A 15,192-nucleotide genomic window follows, 5' to 3' on the forward strand; every position below is an offset into this window, starting at 1 on the left:
GCCCTAGGCTTTGGGCCATGACGGATGCCAGCCTGTCCCAGCTCACCAGCGGCGCCTACGAGCAGGCGTTGCAAGTCATCGAGTCGGTCGAGCCGCGGATCGCGGCCGCCACGCGCCAGGAGCTCGCCGACCAGCGAGGCTCGCTCAAGCTGATCGCATCGGAGAACTACGCCTCGCCGGCAGTGCTGCTGACGATGGGGACCTGGTTCAGCGACAAGTACGCAGAAGGCACCGTCGGACACCGCTTCTATGCCGCCTGCCAGAACGTCGACACGGTCGAGTCGTTGGCCGCCGAGCACGCACGCGAGCTCTTCGGGGCGCCCTACGCCTATGTGCAGCCCCACTCCGGTATCGACGCCAACCTCGTCGCGTTCTGGTCGATCCTTGCCAACCGGGTGGAGACCCCGACCCTGAAGCGCCTCGGCGCCAAGAACGTGAACGAGCTGACCGAGGCTGACTGGGAGTCGTTGCGCCACGAGTTCGGCAACCAGCGACTGCTGGGGATGTCGCTCGACGCCGGTGGCCACCTCACCCACGGCTTCCGACCCAACATCAGCGGCAAGATGTTCCACCAGCAGCAGTACGGCACCGACCCGGAGACCGGGTTGCTCGACTACGACGTCGTCGCCGCCAAGGCGCGCGAGTTCAAGCCCCTGGTCCTGGTGGCCGGCTACTCGGCATACCCCCGCAGGGTGAACTTCGCGAAGATGCGGGAGATCGCAGACGAGGTGGGCGCCGTGCTGATGGTCGACATGGCGCACTTCGCCGGGCTGGTCGCCGGCAAGATCTTCACCGGTGACGAGGACCCCGTCCCGCACGCCCACATCACCACCACGACGACGCACAAGTCGCTCCGCGGTCCTCGCGGCGGCATGGTGCTGGCCCAGGAGGAGTTCGCGGCCGACGTCGACCGGGGCTGCCCGATGGTGCTCGGCGGACCCCTCTCGCACGTGATGGCGGCCAAGGCAGTGGCCTTCGCCGAGGCCCGGCAGCCGTCGTTCGCCACCTATGCGCAGTCGATCGCCGACAACGCGAAGTCGCTCGCCGAAGGCTTCCTGACGCGGGACGCGCGGCTCGTCACAGGCGGCACGGACAACCACATCGTCCTGCTCGACGTGTCCGGCTACGGACTGACCGGCCGGCAGGCCGAGTCGGCTCTGCTCGACGCCGGCGTGGTGACCAACCGCAACTCGATCCCCGGCGACCCGAATGGCGCGTGGTACACCTCCGGTATCCGCCTGGGCACCCCCGCGCTCACCACCCGCGGCTTCGGCCACGACGAGTTCGACCGGGTGGCCGAGCTGATCATCGAGGTGTTGACCAACACGCAGCCGGGGACGACCAAGGCGGGCGAGCCCAGCAAGGCCTCCTACGTCCTGGCCGACGGCGTGGCGCAGCGCGTCCAGGAAGGCGCTGACGAGCTGCTGGAGAAGAACCCGCTCTATCCCGGTCTGGTGCTGGGCTGAAGCCTGGTTCAGGCCGGGAGGTCGACGGTCACGGTCGTCCCGACGTCGACGGCTGAATCGACCCGGATGCGCCCGTTGTGGTCGGTGACGATGGCGTCCACGATGGAGAGCCCCAGGCCGGTGCCCTTGGCCTGCATCGCCATGGCGGCCTCAGAGCGGAAGAACCGCGTGAACAGCTTGTCCTGGTCGGACAGGCTGATCCCGATGCCGTTGTCGACGACCTCCAGCCGCGCACCGCGCGGGCGGTGAGTCAGCCGGACGGTGACGTTGCCGTCCGGGGGGGTGAACTTGACTGCGTTGTCGACCAGGTTGAGCACGACCCGCTGCAGCGCCTCCGGGTCGCCGGTGATGGAGACCGACTCATCAGGCAGCTCCAGCACGAGGTTGCGGTCGCGTGACTGCTCCTTCAGCAGGTCGGCACACGAGCTCACCACGTCACGCAGGTCGAGCGTCCGCCGGTTGCGGACCAGCGGCCCCGCCTCGGCCCGCTCGAGCAGCAGGAGGTTGTTGACGAGCCGCTCGAGCCGGGCGGCATTGCGCAGGATCCGATCCACCGCGGTGGTCTGCTGAGGGCTCAGCTCGTCGAAGTCGCCGGCCTTGAGCAGCTCGAGGTAGCCGCGCATGCTCGCCAGCGGGGTCCTCAGCTCGTGGCTCACCGTCGAGACCAGCTGCTGCTTGACCTTGTCGGCCTCCTGCAGCCGCGAGCGCGCCTCCTGCTCGTCGGTCAGCGCGACCCGGATGGCTGCCTCGGCGCGCAGCCTGCCGGTGACGTCCTCACCCACCAGGAGATAGCCGACCTGGTGGTCACCACTGATGATCTCGGTGATGCTCAGCGACAGGACAGTGCGGGCTCCGTCGCCGCGCCGCAGGTCCACGTCGCGGGAGGTGTTCGTCTCAGCCTGCGCCTTCACCACCGTGGGCAGGTGCGGTGGCACGCCGAGGATCTGCGCATGGTGGTGGAGGTCGCTCTCCGTCAGCAGGACGCTGAGTGGCCGACCGAGGACGTCGGAGGCCGAGCGGCCGAGGATCTCCTCGGCTCCGGTGTTGAAGTGGGTCACGACCAGGTCGGGGTCGGTCGCGACGAGGAGCGTGTTGGTTGCAGCGTCCAGGATGCGCGCCGTGGTGGCGCTCGCCCGACCCGCGACCTCCGTCGACGCTGCCAGCTTCGACTTCTGCTCCTCGAGCTCGCTGAGCAGGACGTCGCGGCTGAGGTGGGTGAGGTGGCGCAGACCGATCTGCCGGTCCTCGAACAGCTCGAGGGTCCGCCGGTTGACGAGCACGAAGGCCAGCAGCGGGACTGAATAGGCCAGCGCCAGGACCAGCTTGCCCTGGACCCCCTCGATCATGACGTCGGCGAGCCCGGAGGTGGGGCGCAGGACGAGCAGTGGGAAGAGCATGCCGTCGAACACCAAGATGGCGAGGAAGGTCAGCGGATAGACCGGGATCATGGACCGCGAGCCCAGGCGCGCCTTGGCCCACTCCAGGACGGCGAGGAGCGCGATCAGCTCCACCACGCTGAGCGCCGCCCCGGAGATCTGCTGAACCCGGGAGGCGTCGAAGAAGGCGGACGGAACGCCATAGACGTTGGTCACCCCGGATGTCTCGAGGGCAGCGTGCGAGAGCTGGAGGGCGACCACGGCAGCCAGGTCGACGACGACGACCACCGCGATGATCGTGCGGACCACCTGGACGTCGCGGCCCACGATCACCGCCAGGAGCGTCGTGAGGATGAAGGACCCGTAGTAGACCTGGCCCGACAGCAGCACCACGCCGCCACCCAGCGGCAGGGTGTGTACGGCGCCGAGCAGCCCGCCCATCACCACCATCGCAGCGATCCAGGCGGCGAGCAGGGGAGCACGGAACTGGCTGCGGAGGGTCGCCAGCAGGAACGGCACCCCGCCGAGCAGGGTGGCGCTGATCAGGAAGAGTCCGAGAGGAGTCATCGCTTCCGCTGCGTGAGGAGATGGGGGTGGGACCATGGTGGCACCTCTGGCCCGGCACCATCGGTGATTCACCGATGTGTTGCTCTCCTGTGTCAGAGCTGCGTCAGGAACGGATCGCGTCGATCTCGAGCCTGACGTAGTCGATGACCGGCTCCGTCATGGCGAGCCGGACCCGCCGTACGAAGTCGGCGTGCTCGTCCTCGGGCAGGGCAGCGAGGTGGGAGCCGAGGTTGACCGCGGCCAGATAGGTCTCCAGCAGGTCGGGGTCGTCGAGCCGCAGCGGATCGGGACGCAACCGCACGTCCTCGACCGCGAAGCCAGCGCGTTCGAGGCTGGCCCGCGTCTCGTCCACGCCCTTGAACGACGTGCCGAACTTGCCGCTGCCGGTCACCTCGACGAGGGCGGCGGTCATCACCGCCAGCTGGCCCTGGCCGCCGCAGTCCGAGGTGAGGCGGGCGCCGGGGCGCATCACCGCCGCGAGGTTGGCGAACAGCAGGTCGTGGTCGCTGATCCAATGGAGGGCTGCGACGCTCATGACGGCATCGACCGGTTCCGCGATCGGCAGGGGACGGGTCAGGTCGGCGACGTGGAGCTCTGCCCGGGGCCCGAGGCGGTCACGTGCGGCGTTGATCATCTGCTGGGACCCGTCGACGCCGATCAGGTGCACATGGGGCCAGCGGGTCAGCAGCGCAGCCCCGTCGCGACCTGTGCCGCAACCTGCGTCGAGAACCCGCTCGTCGCCGACCAGCCGCATGCGCCCCAGCACCCGCTGTCCCCACTGCTCGTGGGGGAGCGGCAGGGCGTCGTAGGTGGTCGCATCCCATTCCCGCGTCGCCATCACACGACCGGAGTCGTCCGGTCCACGATGGCGCGGAGGTCGCCACCGGACAGCGTGCCGAACGTGCCGTTGTAGGCCGTCCCGAGCCGTGACGAGCAGAAGGCGTCGGCCACGTCGGCAGGGCCGTGGCGGACGAGCAGTGACCCCTGCAGGCAGGCCGCCATCTGGCCGGCCAGCCGACGGGCCGACACCTCGAGCGAGCCGACGTCACCGAGCAGCGCCAGGGTGTCGTCGATCGCGGCATCGAGCCGGACATCGCCTCCACGCGCCGCACCGACCTCGTTGATCCAGGCATCGAGGACCTCGGGCTCGCGCGAGAGCGCACGCAGGACGTCGAGGGCGTTGACGTTGCCGGATCCCTCCCAGATCGAGTTGAGCGGGGACTCGCGAAACAGCAGGGGCAGTCCCGAGTCCTCGACGTAGCCGTTGCCGCCGAGGCACTCCAGCGCCTCGGCGACCATGAACGGGGTTCGCTTGCAGACCCAGAACTTCGCCAGGGGCAGCGCGATCCGGCGCAGTGCTGCCTCGTGCGCGACGTCCGGCTGGTCGACGGCTGCTGCCAGACGCATGGCCAGGGCAGTCGCCGCCTCGGACTCGACGGCGAGGTCCGCGATGACGTTCTGCATCAACGGCTTGTCGACGAGGCGACCACCGAAGGCGCTCCGGTGGGAGACGTGCCAGGACGCCTCCGCCAGCGACCGCCGCATCAGCGCCGCAGACCCCAGGACGCAGTCGAGCCGGGTGGCGGCGACCATCTCGATGATGGTCCGCACGCCGCGCCCCTCGTCGCCGAGGCGCTGGGCCAGGGTGCCGTCGAACTCCAGCTCGGAGGAGGCGTTGGAGCGGTTGCCGAGCTTGTCCTTGAGCCGCACCACGTCGAGCTGGTTGCGCGTGCCGTCGGCCAGCACGCGGGGCACCACGAAACAGGTGACTCCACCGGCCGTCTGGGCCAGGACGAGGAACATGTCGTTCATCGGTGCGCTGGTGAACCACTTGTGCCCGTGGAGGGTGTACCACCCGTCCTCGGCGGTCGGACGGGCCTGCGTGACGTTGGCGCGGACGTCCGAGCCGCCCTGCTTCTCGGTCATGCCCATCCCGGCGAGCGCTCCGACCTTGTCCGACCGGGCTCGCACGCCCGGGTCGTAGCGACGCGAGGCCAGCAGCGGAGTCCACTCCTTGGCGATGGCGTCGTCGGCTCGCAGCGCCGGCACGGCGGCATACGTCATCGAGACGGGGCAGCCGTGGCCCGGCTCGGTCTGTCCCCAGGCGAAGAAGCCGGCGGCGCGGCGAAGGTGGGGATGGGGCTGCTCGGACTCCCACGGCGCAGCCGCGAGGCCGTGCCCCACCGCGCGCTCCATCAGCCAGTGCCAGGAGGGGTGGAACTCGACCTCGTCGATGCGCTCACCGAAGCGGTCGTACGGCGTCAGGCGCGGCTCGTGCCGGTTGGCGAGAAGGCCGTGCTCGCGCGCCTCTGCCGTGCCGGCCTCGCGCCCGAGCAGGGTGAGGTCCTCGACCATGTCTGGTGTGCCGTGTCGGGTGATCGCTTCGGTGAGGGCGAGGTCTGAGGTGACCACGTTGTGGCCGACCAGCGGGGGGCTCTGGTTGGCGGTTGCCCGGAATGCAGGGTCCATGTGGATACCGTAGGTCCATGGTCGCGGGGAGTGGGCAACATCGCGTGCTCGCCTCGATCGAGTCACGGTGGCTGACCGTGCGGGACAACGTCTGGCGGCTCGTCGTCGCCACTGTCGGCTCCTGCATGCGCTACCGCGTCACCGGCCTGGCGGCGGAGGCGGCGTTCTTCGCCGTGTTGTCGGTGCCGCCACTGATCTTCGCCCTCGCCGGCGCGGTCGGCTACGTCTCCGAACAGTTCGCTCCCGCCGACGTCGCTGAGGTCCGCGACGCCATCATCGCCCTGGCGTCACGCGGGCTGACCGAGCAGGCCGTCGACGAGGTGATCAAGAAGACGATCGACTCCGTGCTCGAAGGTGGGCGGTTCGATGTCATCTCCGTCGGCTTCGTGCTGGCGCTGTGGTCGGGGTCGAGAGCCCTCAACGTCTTCGTCGACACCATCACGATCATGCACGGCCTGGGCGGCCACCGGGGCATCGTGAAGACGCGGGCGCTGTCCTTCGTCCTCTACATCCTGGCGATGATCACCGGGATGGTGTCCCTGCCCCTGGTGGTCGCCGGGCCCTCGCTGATCCGGACGTGGCTGCCCGAGTCGGCGGAGTTCGTGACGTCGTTCTACTGGCCGATCGTCATCCTGCTGTGCATCTGCTTCCTGGCGACGCTCTACCACGTGTCCGTGCCGGTGCGGACCAGCTGGGCCTTCAACCTCCCGGGCGCGACCTTCTCCTTGGCGGCGTGGCTGGCGGGGTCCTACGCGTTGCGCTGGGTGCTCACCGTCACCGCCGCGGAGTCGCGCTCCATCTATGGCCCGCTCGCGGCGCCGATCGCCATCTTGCTGTGGCTCTATCTCCTCTCCATCGCGGTCCTGATCGGAGCGGCCGTCAATGCGGCCTTCGACACGGTCTTCCCCCAGGGCGCCACGACGCGGGCTCGCAACGAGCTGGTCCAGCACCTGCGACAGGCCATCACCTCCAAGGACATCGCCGAGGCCGACGGCGTGAAAGACTCCCGCCGTGCTTGACGAACCCGCCACCTCCGCAGCCTCGCGCCGTGCGGACATCGCGCTGCCGGACGTGGTGCGGTCGCCGTGGTGGGAGCTCGGCCGGCGGGTGCTGGCCGCCATGGCGATCCTGGTCGGCACCATGCTGCTGGTCTACTTCGACCGCGAGGGCTATGTCGACGGCAACGACCCCGAGAACAAGATCAGCCTGATCGACTCGATCTACTACACGACCGTCACCCTCAGCACCACGGGGTACGGCGACATCGCGCCGGTCACCGACAGGGCGCGGCTCATCAACGCATTCATCATCACCCCGGCCCGCATCGCCTTCCTGGTGCTGCTGATCGGAACCACCCTGGAGGTCCTTGCCTCCCAGGGACGCGAGCTGTTCCGGGTCGCCCGGTGGAGGAAGATCATGGGAGAGCAGGACCACGTCGTCGTCGTCGGCTACGGCACCAAGGGCCGCAGCGCCGTCCAGACCATCGTCAACAACGGTCAGGACCCGGAGGCCATCGTCGTCGTCGACCCGAGCGCGCTCGCGCTCGAGGAGGCCCACAGCGACGGTCTGGCGGTCGTCACCGGGGACGCGACCCGTCGCGAGGTGCTGCGCAGGGCGGGTGTCCAGACGGCGAGCCAGGTCATCATCACCACCGACCGGGACGACACCAACGTGCTCTCGACCCTCACCGTGCGGCAGCTCAACCCCGACGCCTGGATCGTGGCCGCGGTCCGTGAGCAGGAGAACGTCCCGCTGATGCGCCAGTCCGGCGCCAACTCCGTCATCACCTCCTCCGACGCCGTCGGGCGACTGCTCGGCCTCTCGTCGGTCTCGCCGATGCTGGGATCGGTGATGGAGGACCTGCTGACCTATGGCGACGGACTGGAGGTCGCCGAGCGCGACCTGCTCGTCACCGAGGTCGGCAAGCCGCCGCAGTCGCTGCCCGACCAGGTGATCGCGGTCGTCCGCGACGAGCAGGTCTATCGCTACTTCGACCCAGTCGTCACGCTCCTGGCCCGCGGTGACCGGCTCATCGTCGTACGCCCGGCCAAGGAGCTGCCGTGGGCGCCCCGCCCCGGGACCCATGGCGAGGACCGGGCCGAAGATCACGACTGAGGCGCACGCTCCAGCGAGGGCCCGGGCGCGATCCTGACGGGACCCCTGGCCGTGCGTACGTCGACGCGCTGACCCTTCTGCTGGACCACGACCACGTCGTGCGCAGCCAGCTCCGAGGCGACCTCCCGGGCGACCGGGACCACGTCGCGCCAGCCTTCCCCGCCGACGACGCGCGCCGCGTCGCTGGGGCAGATGGTCGTCCCGTCGCGGTGTCGCAGCAAGGCCCGGATGGTCGCGGCCAGGCGCTCGCGCAGCCCCGTCTCGGTGGGCACCTCCCACCAGGGTTCACCACGTTCACCCAGCGCGACCTTGGCGTCGTCGACCATCGGCCGCGCTGCGTCGCCGCGGGTGCCGACGAGTCGTCGTGCTCGCATCAGCTCCGCAACGAGCTCGGTGCGGAACTTCTCAGGGATGCGGGAGTCGGTGGCGCGCCACTTGCGACCGTTCACCACGATGTGGTGCCCGTCGGGAGTGTGCTCGACCTCGGGGTCGCTCATGGCGCGCCGTCGCCGTGTGGGTCAGCCCTTGTCCGTCTCGGCTGCCTTGGTCAGGACCTCTGCCTCGCTGCGGATCGCCTTGGCGGCCGAGGTGTCGATCAGCGGCTTGTCATCGACGGCCGGCAGGTCGGCGGTGGCAGGCGCGGCCGGTGCAGCGGGCTCCGCGGCCGGGGCGGGGGCGGGGGCGGCTGGCTTCGGGGCCTTGACGGCCTTGACGCCTTTGGTGGCCTTGACTGGCTTGACCGGCTTGCCTGCCTTGGCAGCGGCGAGGGCGGGACCCGCGGTCGCTGCCTTGGCCGAGGGAGCCTTCTTCACCGGTGCCTTCTTGGCGGGCAGCTTCGCCCCCGGCGTCTTCTTGACGGGCGCCTTCTTGGTTGCGGGTGCCTTCTTCGCTGGGGCCGCGGGGGCCTTCACAACCGGTGCCTCGGCGACCGGCGCCTTCTTGGCGGGTGCCTTGGCCACTGGTGCCGCCTCGGCGGGTGGGGTGGTGACCGGGGTGGCAGCCTGGGACTCGCCGCCCTTCCCCTGCCCGGCGGCCCGGCTGAGGACGTGCGCCGTCGACTTGGCGCCGGTCGCCGCCAGCCCGACTGCCTGGCCGGCTACTGCGGCCGTGGCCCTGGCCGGGTAGGTGATCGCGTCCGTGACCTTCTTGATGGAGATCATGTGGTTCCTCTCGTCGTTGGTCGTGCTTGCCCGGGACTGCTGGTGAGTCCTGGTCAGGCGAGGTCGAACCGGTCGAGCTCCATGACCTTGGTCCACGCGGTCACGAAGTCGCACACGAAACGCTCGTTGGCGTCCGCGGCGGCATAGACCTCGGCCAGCGCGCGCAGCTGGGAGTTGGAGCCGAAGATCAGGTCTACCGCCGTGGCGGTCCACCTCACCTCGTCGGTCGCGAGGTCGCGGATCTCATAGACGTGCTCCTCGGACTCGTTCGCCTTCCACCTGGTGCCGGGGGAGAGGAGGTTGACGAAGAAGTCGTTGGTGAGCACCCCGGGGCGATCGGTGAGCACTCCGTGAGCGGCGTCGCCCACGTTGGCGCCCAGCGAGCGCAGCCCCCCGACCAGCGCGGTCATCTGCGGCGCGGTCAGGTCGAGCATGTAAGCGCGGTCGAGCAGAAGGGTCTCCGGCTGCGTCTTCTCGCCGGGGCGCAGATAGTTGCGGAAGCCGTCGGCGCGGGGTTCGAGCACCCGGAACGAGTGGGTGTCGGTCTGCTCCTGCGTGGCGTCGGTGCGACCCGGGTGGAACGGCACGTCCACCTCCACGCCTGCGTCGCGGGCCGCCTTCTCCACGGCCGCCGAGCCGGCCAGCACGATCAGGTCGGCCATGGAGATCTGAGCTCCGCCCGCCTGGTTGAACTCGCGCTGGATCCCTTCGAGGGTCTCCAGCACCGTCGCGAGCTGCTCGGGCTGGTTGACCTCCCAGCTGCGCTGCGGCTCGAGCCTGATGCGCGCGCCGTTGGCACCGCCGCGCTTGTCAGTGGTGCGGAAGGTCGCGGCCGAGGCCCAGGCAGTCGACACCAGCTGTGCGGTGGTCAGGCCGGAGTCCAGCACCGTGGCCTTGAGGGCAGCGACGTCGTCGTCGGAGACGAGCTCGTGGTCGACCGCCGGCACCGGGTCCTGCCACAGCTGCGGCTCCGGCACCCACGGGCCGAGGAAGCGGCTGACGGGGCCCATGTCGCGGTGGAGCAGCTTGTACCAGGCCTTGGCGAAGGCGAGGCGGAACTCCTCGGGGTTCTCCAGGAAGCGACGCGAGATCTTCTCGTACGCCGGGTCGAACCGCAGCGCCAGGTCGCTGGTGAGCATGGTGGGCTTGCGCTTGGGCGAGTCAGCCGTCGGCCCGGGGATGATCTCGTCGGCGTCCTTGGCCACCCACTGCTTGGCGCCTGCGGGGCTTTCACTCAGCTCCCACTCGAAGCCGAAGAGGATCTCGAAGTAGCGGTTGCTCCACTGGGTGGGCTTGTCGGTCCAGGTGACCTCCAGGCCGCTGGTGATCGTGTCGGCGCCCTTGCCGGACGCATACGAGCTGATCCAGCCCAGGCCCTGCTGCTCCAGGGGTGCACCCTCCGGCTCCGGGCCGACGAGGTCGGCGTCGCCGGCCCCGTGGGTCTTGCCGAAGGTGTGGCCGCCGGCGATGAGTGCGACGGTCTCCTCGTCGTCCATCGCCATCCGGGCGAAGGTCTCGCGAATGTCGCGGGCCGAGGCGAGCGGGTCGGGGTTGCCGTTGGGGCCCTCGGGGTTGACGTAGATCAGACCCATCTGGACCGCGCCGAGCGACTCGTGGAGCTCGCGCTCCTCGGCGTACCTCTCATCACCGAGCCAGGTGTCCTCGGGACCCCAGAAGATCTCCTCCGGCTCCCAGACGTCCTCGCGGCCGAAGGCGAAGCCGAAGGTCTCGAAGCCCATGTCCTCGAGCGCGACGTTGCCGGCCAGGACGAGCAGGTCTGCCCAGGAGATCTTCTGGCCGTGCTTCTGCTTCACCGGCCAGAGCAGCCGTCGGGCCTTGTCGAGGTTGGCGTTGTCGGGCCAGCTGTTGAGGGGTGCGAAACGCTGGCCGCCGTCCCCGGCGCCACCACGCCCGTCGTAGATGCGGTAGGTGCCGGCCGCGTGCCAGCTCAGCCGGATCATCAGACCGCCGTAGTGGCCGAAGTCGGCCGGCCACCAGTCCTGGGAGGTGTGCAGCACCTCGACGATGTCCTGCTTGAGGGCCTCGAGGTCGAGCTTCGCGAACTCCCGGTCGTAGCGGAAGTCCTCGCCGAGCGGGTTGCCCTTGGAGGAATGAGCGTGCAGCACCGACAGGTCGAGCGAGTCGGGCCACCAGTCCTTGAGCGTGTGGGGACGACCGCCGGTCTTGGGCGTGGGGGAGTCGATCGCGGGGTTCTCGCTCTCGCTGCCCTCCGCGGTCACCGAGTCGTGCGCCACGGGGCAGCCGGCGGCCGCCTTCTCGTCGACACCCTGCGGGCTGGTGGGGGTGTTGTCCTGGTTGTCGTTCATCTGTTTCCTTCCGGAAAGGCAGTCACTCGTGGGCACTTGCGGTGGCACTTGCGGTGGCACAGGTGGGGCACGTGCCCCAATACACGACCTCAGCCTCGTCGACCACGAAGCCGTGGTCGTCCGAGGCGGTCAGGCACGGGGCTTCGCCGACGGCGCAGTCGACGTCGCTGATCTCGCCGCACGTGCGGCAGACCAGGTGGTGGTGGTTGTCGGCGACGCGGGCCTCATAACGCGCGGTCGCGCCGGCGGGCTGGATGCGCCGGACCAGACCGGCATCGGTCAGCACTCGCAGGACGTCGTAGACGGCCTGGTGGGAGACGGCTCCGATGTCGGTGCGGACCAGGTCGATGACCGTCTCGGTGTCGGCGTGCGGGTGTTGGTGCAGCGCGGCCAGGACCGCCATCCGCGGCCGGGTGGCACGCAGGGAGGCAGTCCGCAGCTGGGAGGCGAACGCCGAGACCGTCACGCTGCCAACGTAGAGGACTGTCTGGAACAGTTCAAGACTGGGGGTCGGCCGGACCGCACCGGCGGGGGCGCTCGGGTCCTCCGCCGGTGCGGAGAGCGTGTTGCCACCCTCATGGCCGGGGTAAGGGTCGGGCCCGAGGCCACCCAAACTCGCCATCCGCACGCCAGTCCCTCCCATGAGGAGCAGCCAGGCTTACGCCATCGTAACCGTTGGTTAGGGTCTCGGAGGGCAACGGGAGAAAATTGTGGGAAGCGGACCAGATCGTGTCCGTCCCGTGTCTTTTCGTCAGACCCCTGGCCGTCCGGGAACGAACAAGCCCCCCGGCCGTGAGGCCGAGGGGCTGTGTCGATCTGGTGGGCGATACTGGGTTTGAACCAGTGACCTCTTCCGTGTCAGGGAAGCGCGCTACCGCTGCGCCAATCGCCCGAGGTCGTGCTGTTCAGTTGTGGAGCTTGGAGGTGGGTACGGGATTTGAACCCGTGTACACGGATTTGCAGTCCGTTGCCTCGCCTCTCGGCCAACCCACCACGGAGGCCTTCCCAGAAGCAGAAGGCACGGGGAGAGACCTCTCCGAGCGGACAACGAGACTCGAACTCGCGACCTCAACCTTGGCAAGGTTGCGCTCTACCAACTGAGCTATGTCCGCACGCAATTTCCACCGGGGAACCGGCGTCAAGTGCGAGCAGAACAGTAGCCGATGCCCCCACGCGCACCAAACCCGGGTCGGACGACGCGTGTCGACACGACACCACGCGAAGCGGGTCCTGCCTAGAGTGACGCCCATGCGCGCGTGGTTGAACGGAAAGCTCATCGACGACCCGACGGGTCCCACCCTGAGCGTGACCGATCACGGCTTCACCGTGGGCGACGGTGTCTTCGAGTCGATCAAGACCCTCCAGGGTCAACCCTTCGCCCTCACCCGGCATCTCGAGCGCCTGGCACGCTCGGCGAGTGGGCTGGGACTGGCGGCTCCCGACCACGACGAGGTCCGCCGGGGCGTCGCCGAGGTCCTGTCCGGAGTCTCCGACGAGCGCGGCCGGCTGCGCATCACCTTGTCCGCCGGTCCGGCGCCGATGGGTTCGGGGCGCGGCGACGGACCCCCCACGTTGGTCGTCGCCTACTCCGCCCTGTCGCCGACCCCGGCCTCGACCACCGTCTGCACCGTGCCGTGGCCGCGCAACGAGCGCGGAGCCACGGCCGGCCTGAAGACCACGTCGTACGCCGAGAACGTCATCGCCCTCGCACACGCGACGGAACGGGGTGCGAGCGAGGCGATCTTCGCCAACACGGTCGGCGACCTGTGCGAGGGCACCGGGTCCAACGTCTTCTACGTGGTCGACGGGGAGCTCCGCACGCCGACGCTGGCCAGCGGCTGCCTGGCCGGCGTCACCCGGGCGCTGGTGCTCGAGTGGTGTGGGGGAGTCGAGGTCGACGAGCCGATGTCGGTGATGGAGCACGCCAGCGAGGCATTCCTGGTCTCCACGACCCGGGACGTGCAGGCGATCAGCCGTTGGGACGACCGCGAGCTGCCGGCGCCCGGGCCGGTGACCGAGCAGTGCGCCCGCACCTGGGCGGAGCGCGAGGCCGAGCAGGTCGACCCCTGATACTGGACACGTGAGCCCCTTGGACCAAGCCATCGCCGACCGTCTCAAGCGCACTCCCGACGGGCTGGTCCCCGCCATCGCCCAGCAGCACGACACCGGCGAGGTGCTGATGCTGGGGTGGATGGACGACGAGGCGCTCGCGCGCACCCTCTCGACCGGCCGCGCGACGTACTGGAGCCGGTCTCGCCAGGAGTACTGGTCCAAGGGCGACACCAGCGGTCACGTCCAGCACGTTCGGGAGGTGCGCCTCGACTGCGACGGCGACACCCTGCTCGTCAAGGTCGACCAGGTGGGTGTCGCCTGCCACACCGGCGAGCGCACCTGCTTCGACGCCGACCTCCTCCAGGGCACCGATGGCTGAGCGCCGCACGTTCGGACCCGTGCTCCTGGTGGGGTTGGCGTCCGCCGCCCTCGCCGCCCTTGCCGGTACCAAGCGCTGGGCAGACCTCGGCTCCGCCACCTACGACTCCACGAGCGAGACCTATCGGCTCGAGTCGGGGCAGCTCCTGACCACCGGTGCCGCCCAGGTCCCCCTGGTGGGGGCCCTGGGCCTGGTGCTGCTCGCCTGCTGGGGCGTGCTCCTGGTGACCCGAGGGCGCGTACGCCGAGGCGTGGCCCTCCTGGCGCTCGTGACCGCCTGCGGGCTGCTGGCGACGACCGTCGTCGGGCTGGTCTCCGTGCCTGACGCGCTGCTCGATGCCGTGAGGGAAGCGGGTGTCTCCACCGATGTCACCTCTGCCAGCCGAACCCTCTGGCCCTGGGCCGCCCTGGTCGGCGCCGTCGCCAGCGTGGCCGCGGCTGCGGTCGCCGTACGCCACGTGTCCTCGTGGCCGGAGATGGGCAGCCGCTACGACGCTCCGGCGGCACAGGCCCGGGCGGCAGCCGAGCCGGAGGACAATCTCGACATCTGGCGGGCCCTGGACGAGGGGCATGACCCGACCCGCCCGAGCGCCCCCTAGACTGACCACGCCCATCAGCCACGATCAGGAGCTCTTCACCATGGCGGACAACCACGGCAACACCCCGGCAGCCTGGACAGCGGTGGGCGTCGCCATGATCGGGTTCCTGGTCGGCAGCATCGCGTTGATGCGTGACCCGGTGAACATGACCTGGTTCTGGGTCGGGATCGCGCTCGGCGTGATCGCCTTCCCGCTATTCCTGGTCTTGGCCAAGCTCGGCTTCCACTCCGAGAACCACTGAGCCCGTCATGAACGCGCGGGCCCGCCGGCTCGCGCCCCCGCTCGCCGCCGGAGCGCTCGTCGCCCTGGCGACCGTCGCCCTGCGGCTGCGTGACCCACACGTCGACAACAGCTGGGGCGTGTGCCCCACGCGCCTGGTCACGGGCCTCGACTGTCCCCTGTGTGGGGGACTGCGTGCGGTCAACGACCTCACGCACGCCGACGTGGGTGCCGCGTTGTCGAGCAACCTCCTCCTGGTGCTCGCGGTGCCGGTGATCATCGCCTTCTGGATCCGCCGCCTCGTCGTCTGCTGGCGCGGGGGAGAGGCGATGGTGCCGCTGAGGATCGCGCCCTGGGTATGGGTCGGCGGGCTCGCCGTGCTCTCGGTCTTCACCGTCCTGCGCAACCTGCCGGGTTCCTGGCTCGCGGCTTGAACCACCGTCCGGTCGGTGTGGGTCGCAGTG

General features: G+C 69.7%; 15 protein-coding genes and 3 tRNA genes. 8 read left to right on the forward strand and 10 right to left on the reverse strand.

What is annotated here, in order from left to right:
• Positions 1 to 17: 17 nt before the first annotated feature.
• Positions 18 to 1,466 carry a glycine hydroxymethyltransferase gene (locus G7071_RS13280; protein WP_166319532.1) on the forward strand — a complete coding sequence of 483 codons (1,449 nt, stop codon included), beginning with the start codon at positions 18 to 20 and terminating at the stop codon, positions 1,464 to 1,466.
• Positions 1,467 to 1,474: 8 nt separating this feature from the next.
• Here G7071_RS13280 and G7071_RS13285 read toward each other — a convergent pair whose 3' ends face one another.
• From G7071_RS13285 to G7071_RS13295, 3 genes are all read right to left on the reverse strand, one after another.
• Positions 1,475 to 3,409, reverse strand: a complete 1,935-nt coding sequence (locus tag G7071_RS13285; protein ID WP_166319534.1) for a PAS domain-containing sensor histidine kinase — start codon at positions 3,407 to 3,409, stop codon at positions 1,475 to 1,477.
• A gap of 103 nt (positions 3,410 to 3,512) precedes the next feature.
• A complete protein-coding gene (locus tag G7071_RS13290) occupies positions 3,513 to 4,247 on the reverse strand; it encodes a class I SAM-dependent methyltransferase (protein WP_166319536.1) in 735 nt (244 codons plus the stop codon).
• Entirely contained in the window at positions 4,247 to 5,878 is a 1,632-nt protein-coding gene (locus G7071_RS13295) for an acyl-CoA dehydrogenase family protein (protein ID WP_166319538.1), read from the reverse strand. The genes G7071_RS13290 and G7071_RS13295 overlap by 1 nt, the downstream gene beginning before the upstream one ends.
• 17 nt (positions 5,879 to 5,895) lie before the next feature.
• Between G7071_RS13295 and G7071_RS13300 the strand changes: the two genes are divergently transcribed.
• Together G7071_RS13300 and G7071_RS13305 are read left to right on the forward strand one after the other, a co-directional pair.
• On the forward strand, positions 5,896 to 6,897 hold the full coding sequence (locus tag G7071_RS13300; RefSeq protein ID WP_246209997.1) for a YihY/virulence factor BrkB family protein: 1,002 nt from the start codon (positions 5,896 to 5,898) through the stop codon (positions 6,895 to 6,897).
• Positions 6,890 to 7,993, forward strand: coding sequence for a potassium channel family protein (locus tag G7071_RS13305; protein ID WP_246209998.1), 1,104 nt, complete (start codon positions 6,890 to 6,892; stop codon positions 7,991 to 7,993). The genes G7071_RS13300 and G7071_RS13305 overlap by 8 nt, the downstream gene beginning before the upstream one ends.
• On the opposite strand, the gene G7071_RS13310 is transcribed toward G7071_RS13305, so the two are convergent.
• The 7 genes from G7071_RS13310 to G7071_RS13340 form a co-directional block, all read right to left on the reverse strand.
• Positions 7,984 to 8,490, reverse strand: coding sequence for a DUF3253 domain-containing protein (locus G7071_RS13310; RefSeq protein WP_166319540.1), 507 nt, complete (start codon positions 8,488 to 8,490; stop codon positions 7,984 to 7,986). The genes G7071_RS13305 and G7071_RS13310 overlap by 10 nt on opposite strands.
• A gap of 21 nt (positions 8,491 to 8,511) precedes the next feature.
• Positions 8,512 to 9,153 carry a histone gene (locus G7071_RS13315; protein WP_166319542.1) on the reverse strand — a complete coding sequence of 214 codons (642 nt, stop codon included), beginning with the start codon at positions 9,151 to 9,153 and terminating at the stop codon, positions 8,512 to 8,514.
• Positions 9,154 to 9,206: 53 nt separating this feature from the next.
• Positions 9,207 to 11,480, reverse strand: coding sequence for a catalase/peroxidase HPI (gene katG, locus G7071_RS13320; RefSeq protein ID WP_166319544.1), 2,274 nt, complete (start codon positions 11,478 to 11,480; stop codon positions 9,207 to 9,209).
• A 22-nt stretch (positions 11,481 to 11,502) separates the two neighbouring features.
• Positions 11,503 to 11,883, reverse strand: a complete 381-nt coding sequence (locus tag G7071_RS19350; RefSeq protein WP_246210647.1) for a Fur family transcriptional regulator — start codon at positions 11,881 to 11,883, stop codon at positions 11,503 to 11,505.
• A gap of 414 nt (positions 11,884 to 12,297) precedes the next feature.
• Positions 12,298 to 12,372, reverse strand: a tRNA-Val gene (locus G7071_RS13330).
• Between the two features lie 27 nt (positions 12,373 to 12,399).
• Positions 12,400 to 12,473, reverse strand: a tRNA-Cys gene (locus G7071_RS13335).
• A 46-nt stretch (positions 12,474 to 12,519) separates the two neighbouring features.
• Positions 12,520 to 12,592: transfer RNA gene (locus G7071_RS13340), tRNA-Gly, on the reverse strand.
• 136 nt (positions 12,593 to 12,728) lie between these two features.
• On the opposite strand from G7071_RS13340, the gene G7071_RS13345 reads away from it, so the two are divergent.
• The 5 genes from G7071_RS13345 to G7071_RS13365 are packed head-to-tail and all read left to right on the forward strand — an operon-like array spanning position 12,729 to position 15,162.
• Positions 12,729 to 13,550 (forward strand): aminotransferase class IV, encoded by an 822-nt coding sequence (locus tag G7071_RS13345; RefSeq protein WP_166319546.1) that lies wholly within the window; start codon positions 12,729 to 12,731, stop codon positions 13,548 to 13,550.
• A 10-nt stretch (positions 13,551 to 13,560) separates the two neighbouring features.
• The gene (gene hisI, locus G7071_RS13350; RefSeq protein WP_166319548.1) at positions 13,561 to 13,911 is read left to right on the forward strand and encodes a phosphoribosyl-AMP cyclohydrolase; all 351 of its coding nucleotides are present in this window, start codon (positions 13,561 to 13,563) and stop codon (positions 13,909 to 13,911) included.
• On the forward strand, positions 13,904 to 14,509 hold the full coding sequence (locus G7071_RS13355; RefSeq protein WP_166319550.1) for a Trp biosynthesis-associated membrane protein: 606 nt from the start codon (positions 13,904 to 13,906) through the stop codon (positions 14,507 to 14,509). Before hisI ends, G7071_RS13355 begins: the two co-directional genes overlap by 8 nt.
• A 40-nt stretch (positions 14,510 to 14,549) precedes the next feature.
• Positions 14,550 to 14,750 (forward strand): HGxxPAAW family protein, encoded by a 201-nt coding sequence (locus G7071_RS13360; RefSeq protein ID WP_166319552.1) that lies wholly within the window; start codon positions 14,550 to 14,552, stop codon positions 14,748 to 14,750.
• 7 nt (positions 14,751 to 14,757) lie between these two features.
• Positions 14,758 to 15,162, forward strand: a complete 405-nt coding sequence (locus G7071_RS13365) for a DUF2752 domain-containing protein (protein ID WP_166319554.1) — start codon at positions 14,758 to 14,760, stop codon at positions 15,160 to 15,162.
• The last annotated feature ends 30 nt before the right edge of the window (positions 15,163 to 15,192 follow it).

The sequence above is a fragment of the Nocardioides piscis genome, from assembly GCF_011300215.1.
GTDB lineage: Bacteria > Actinomycetota > Actinomycetes > Propionibacteriales > Nocardioidaceae > Nocardioides > Nocardioides piscis.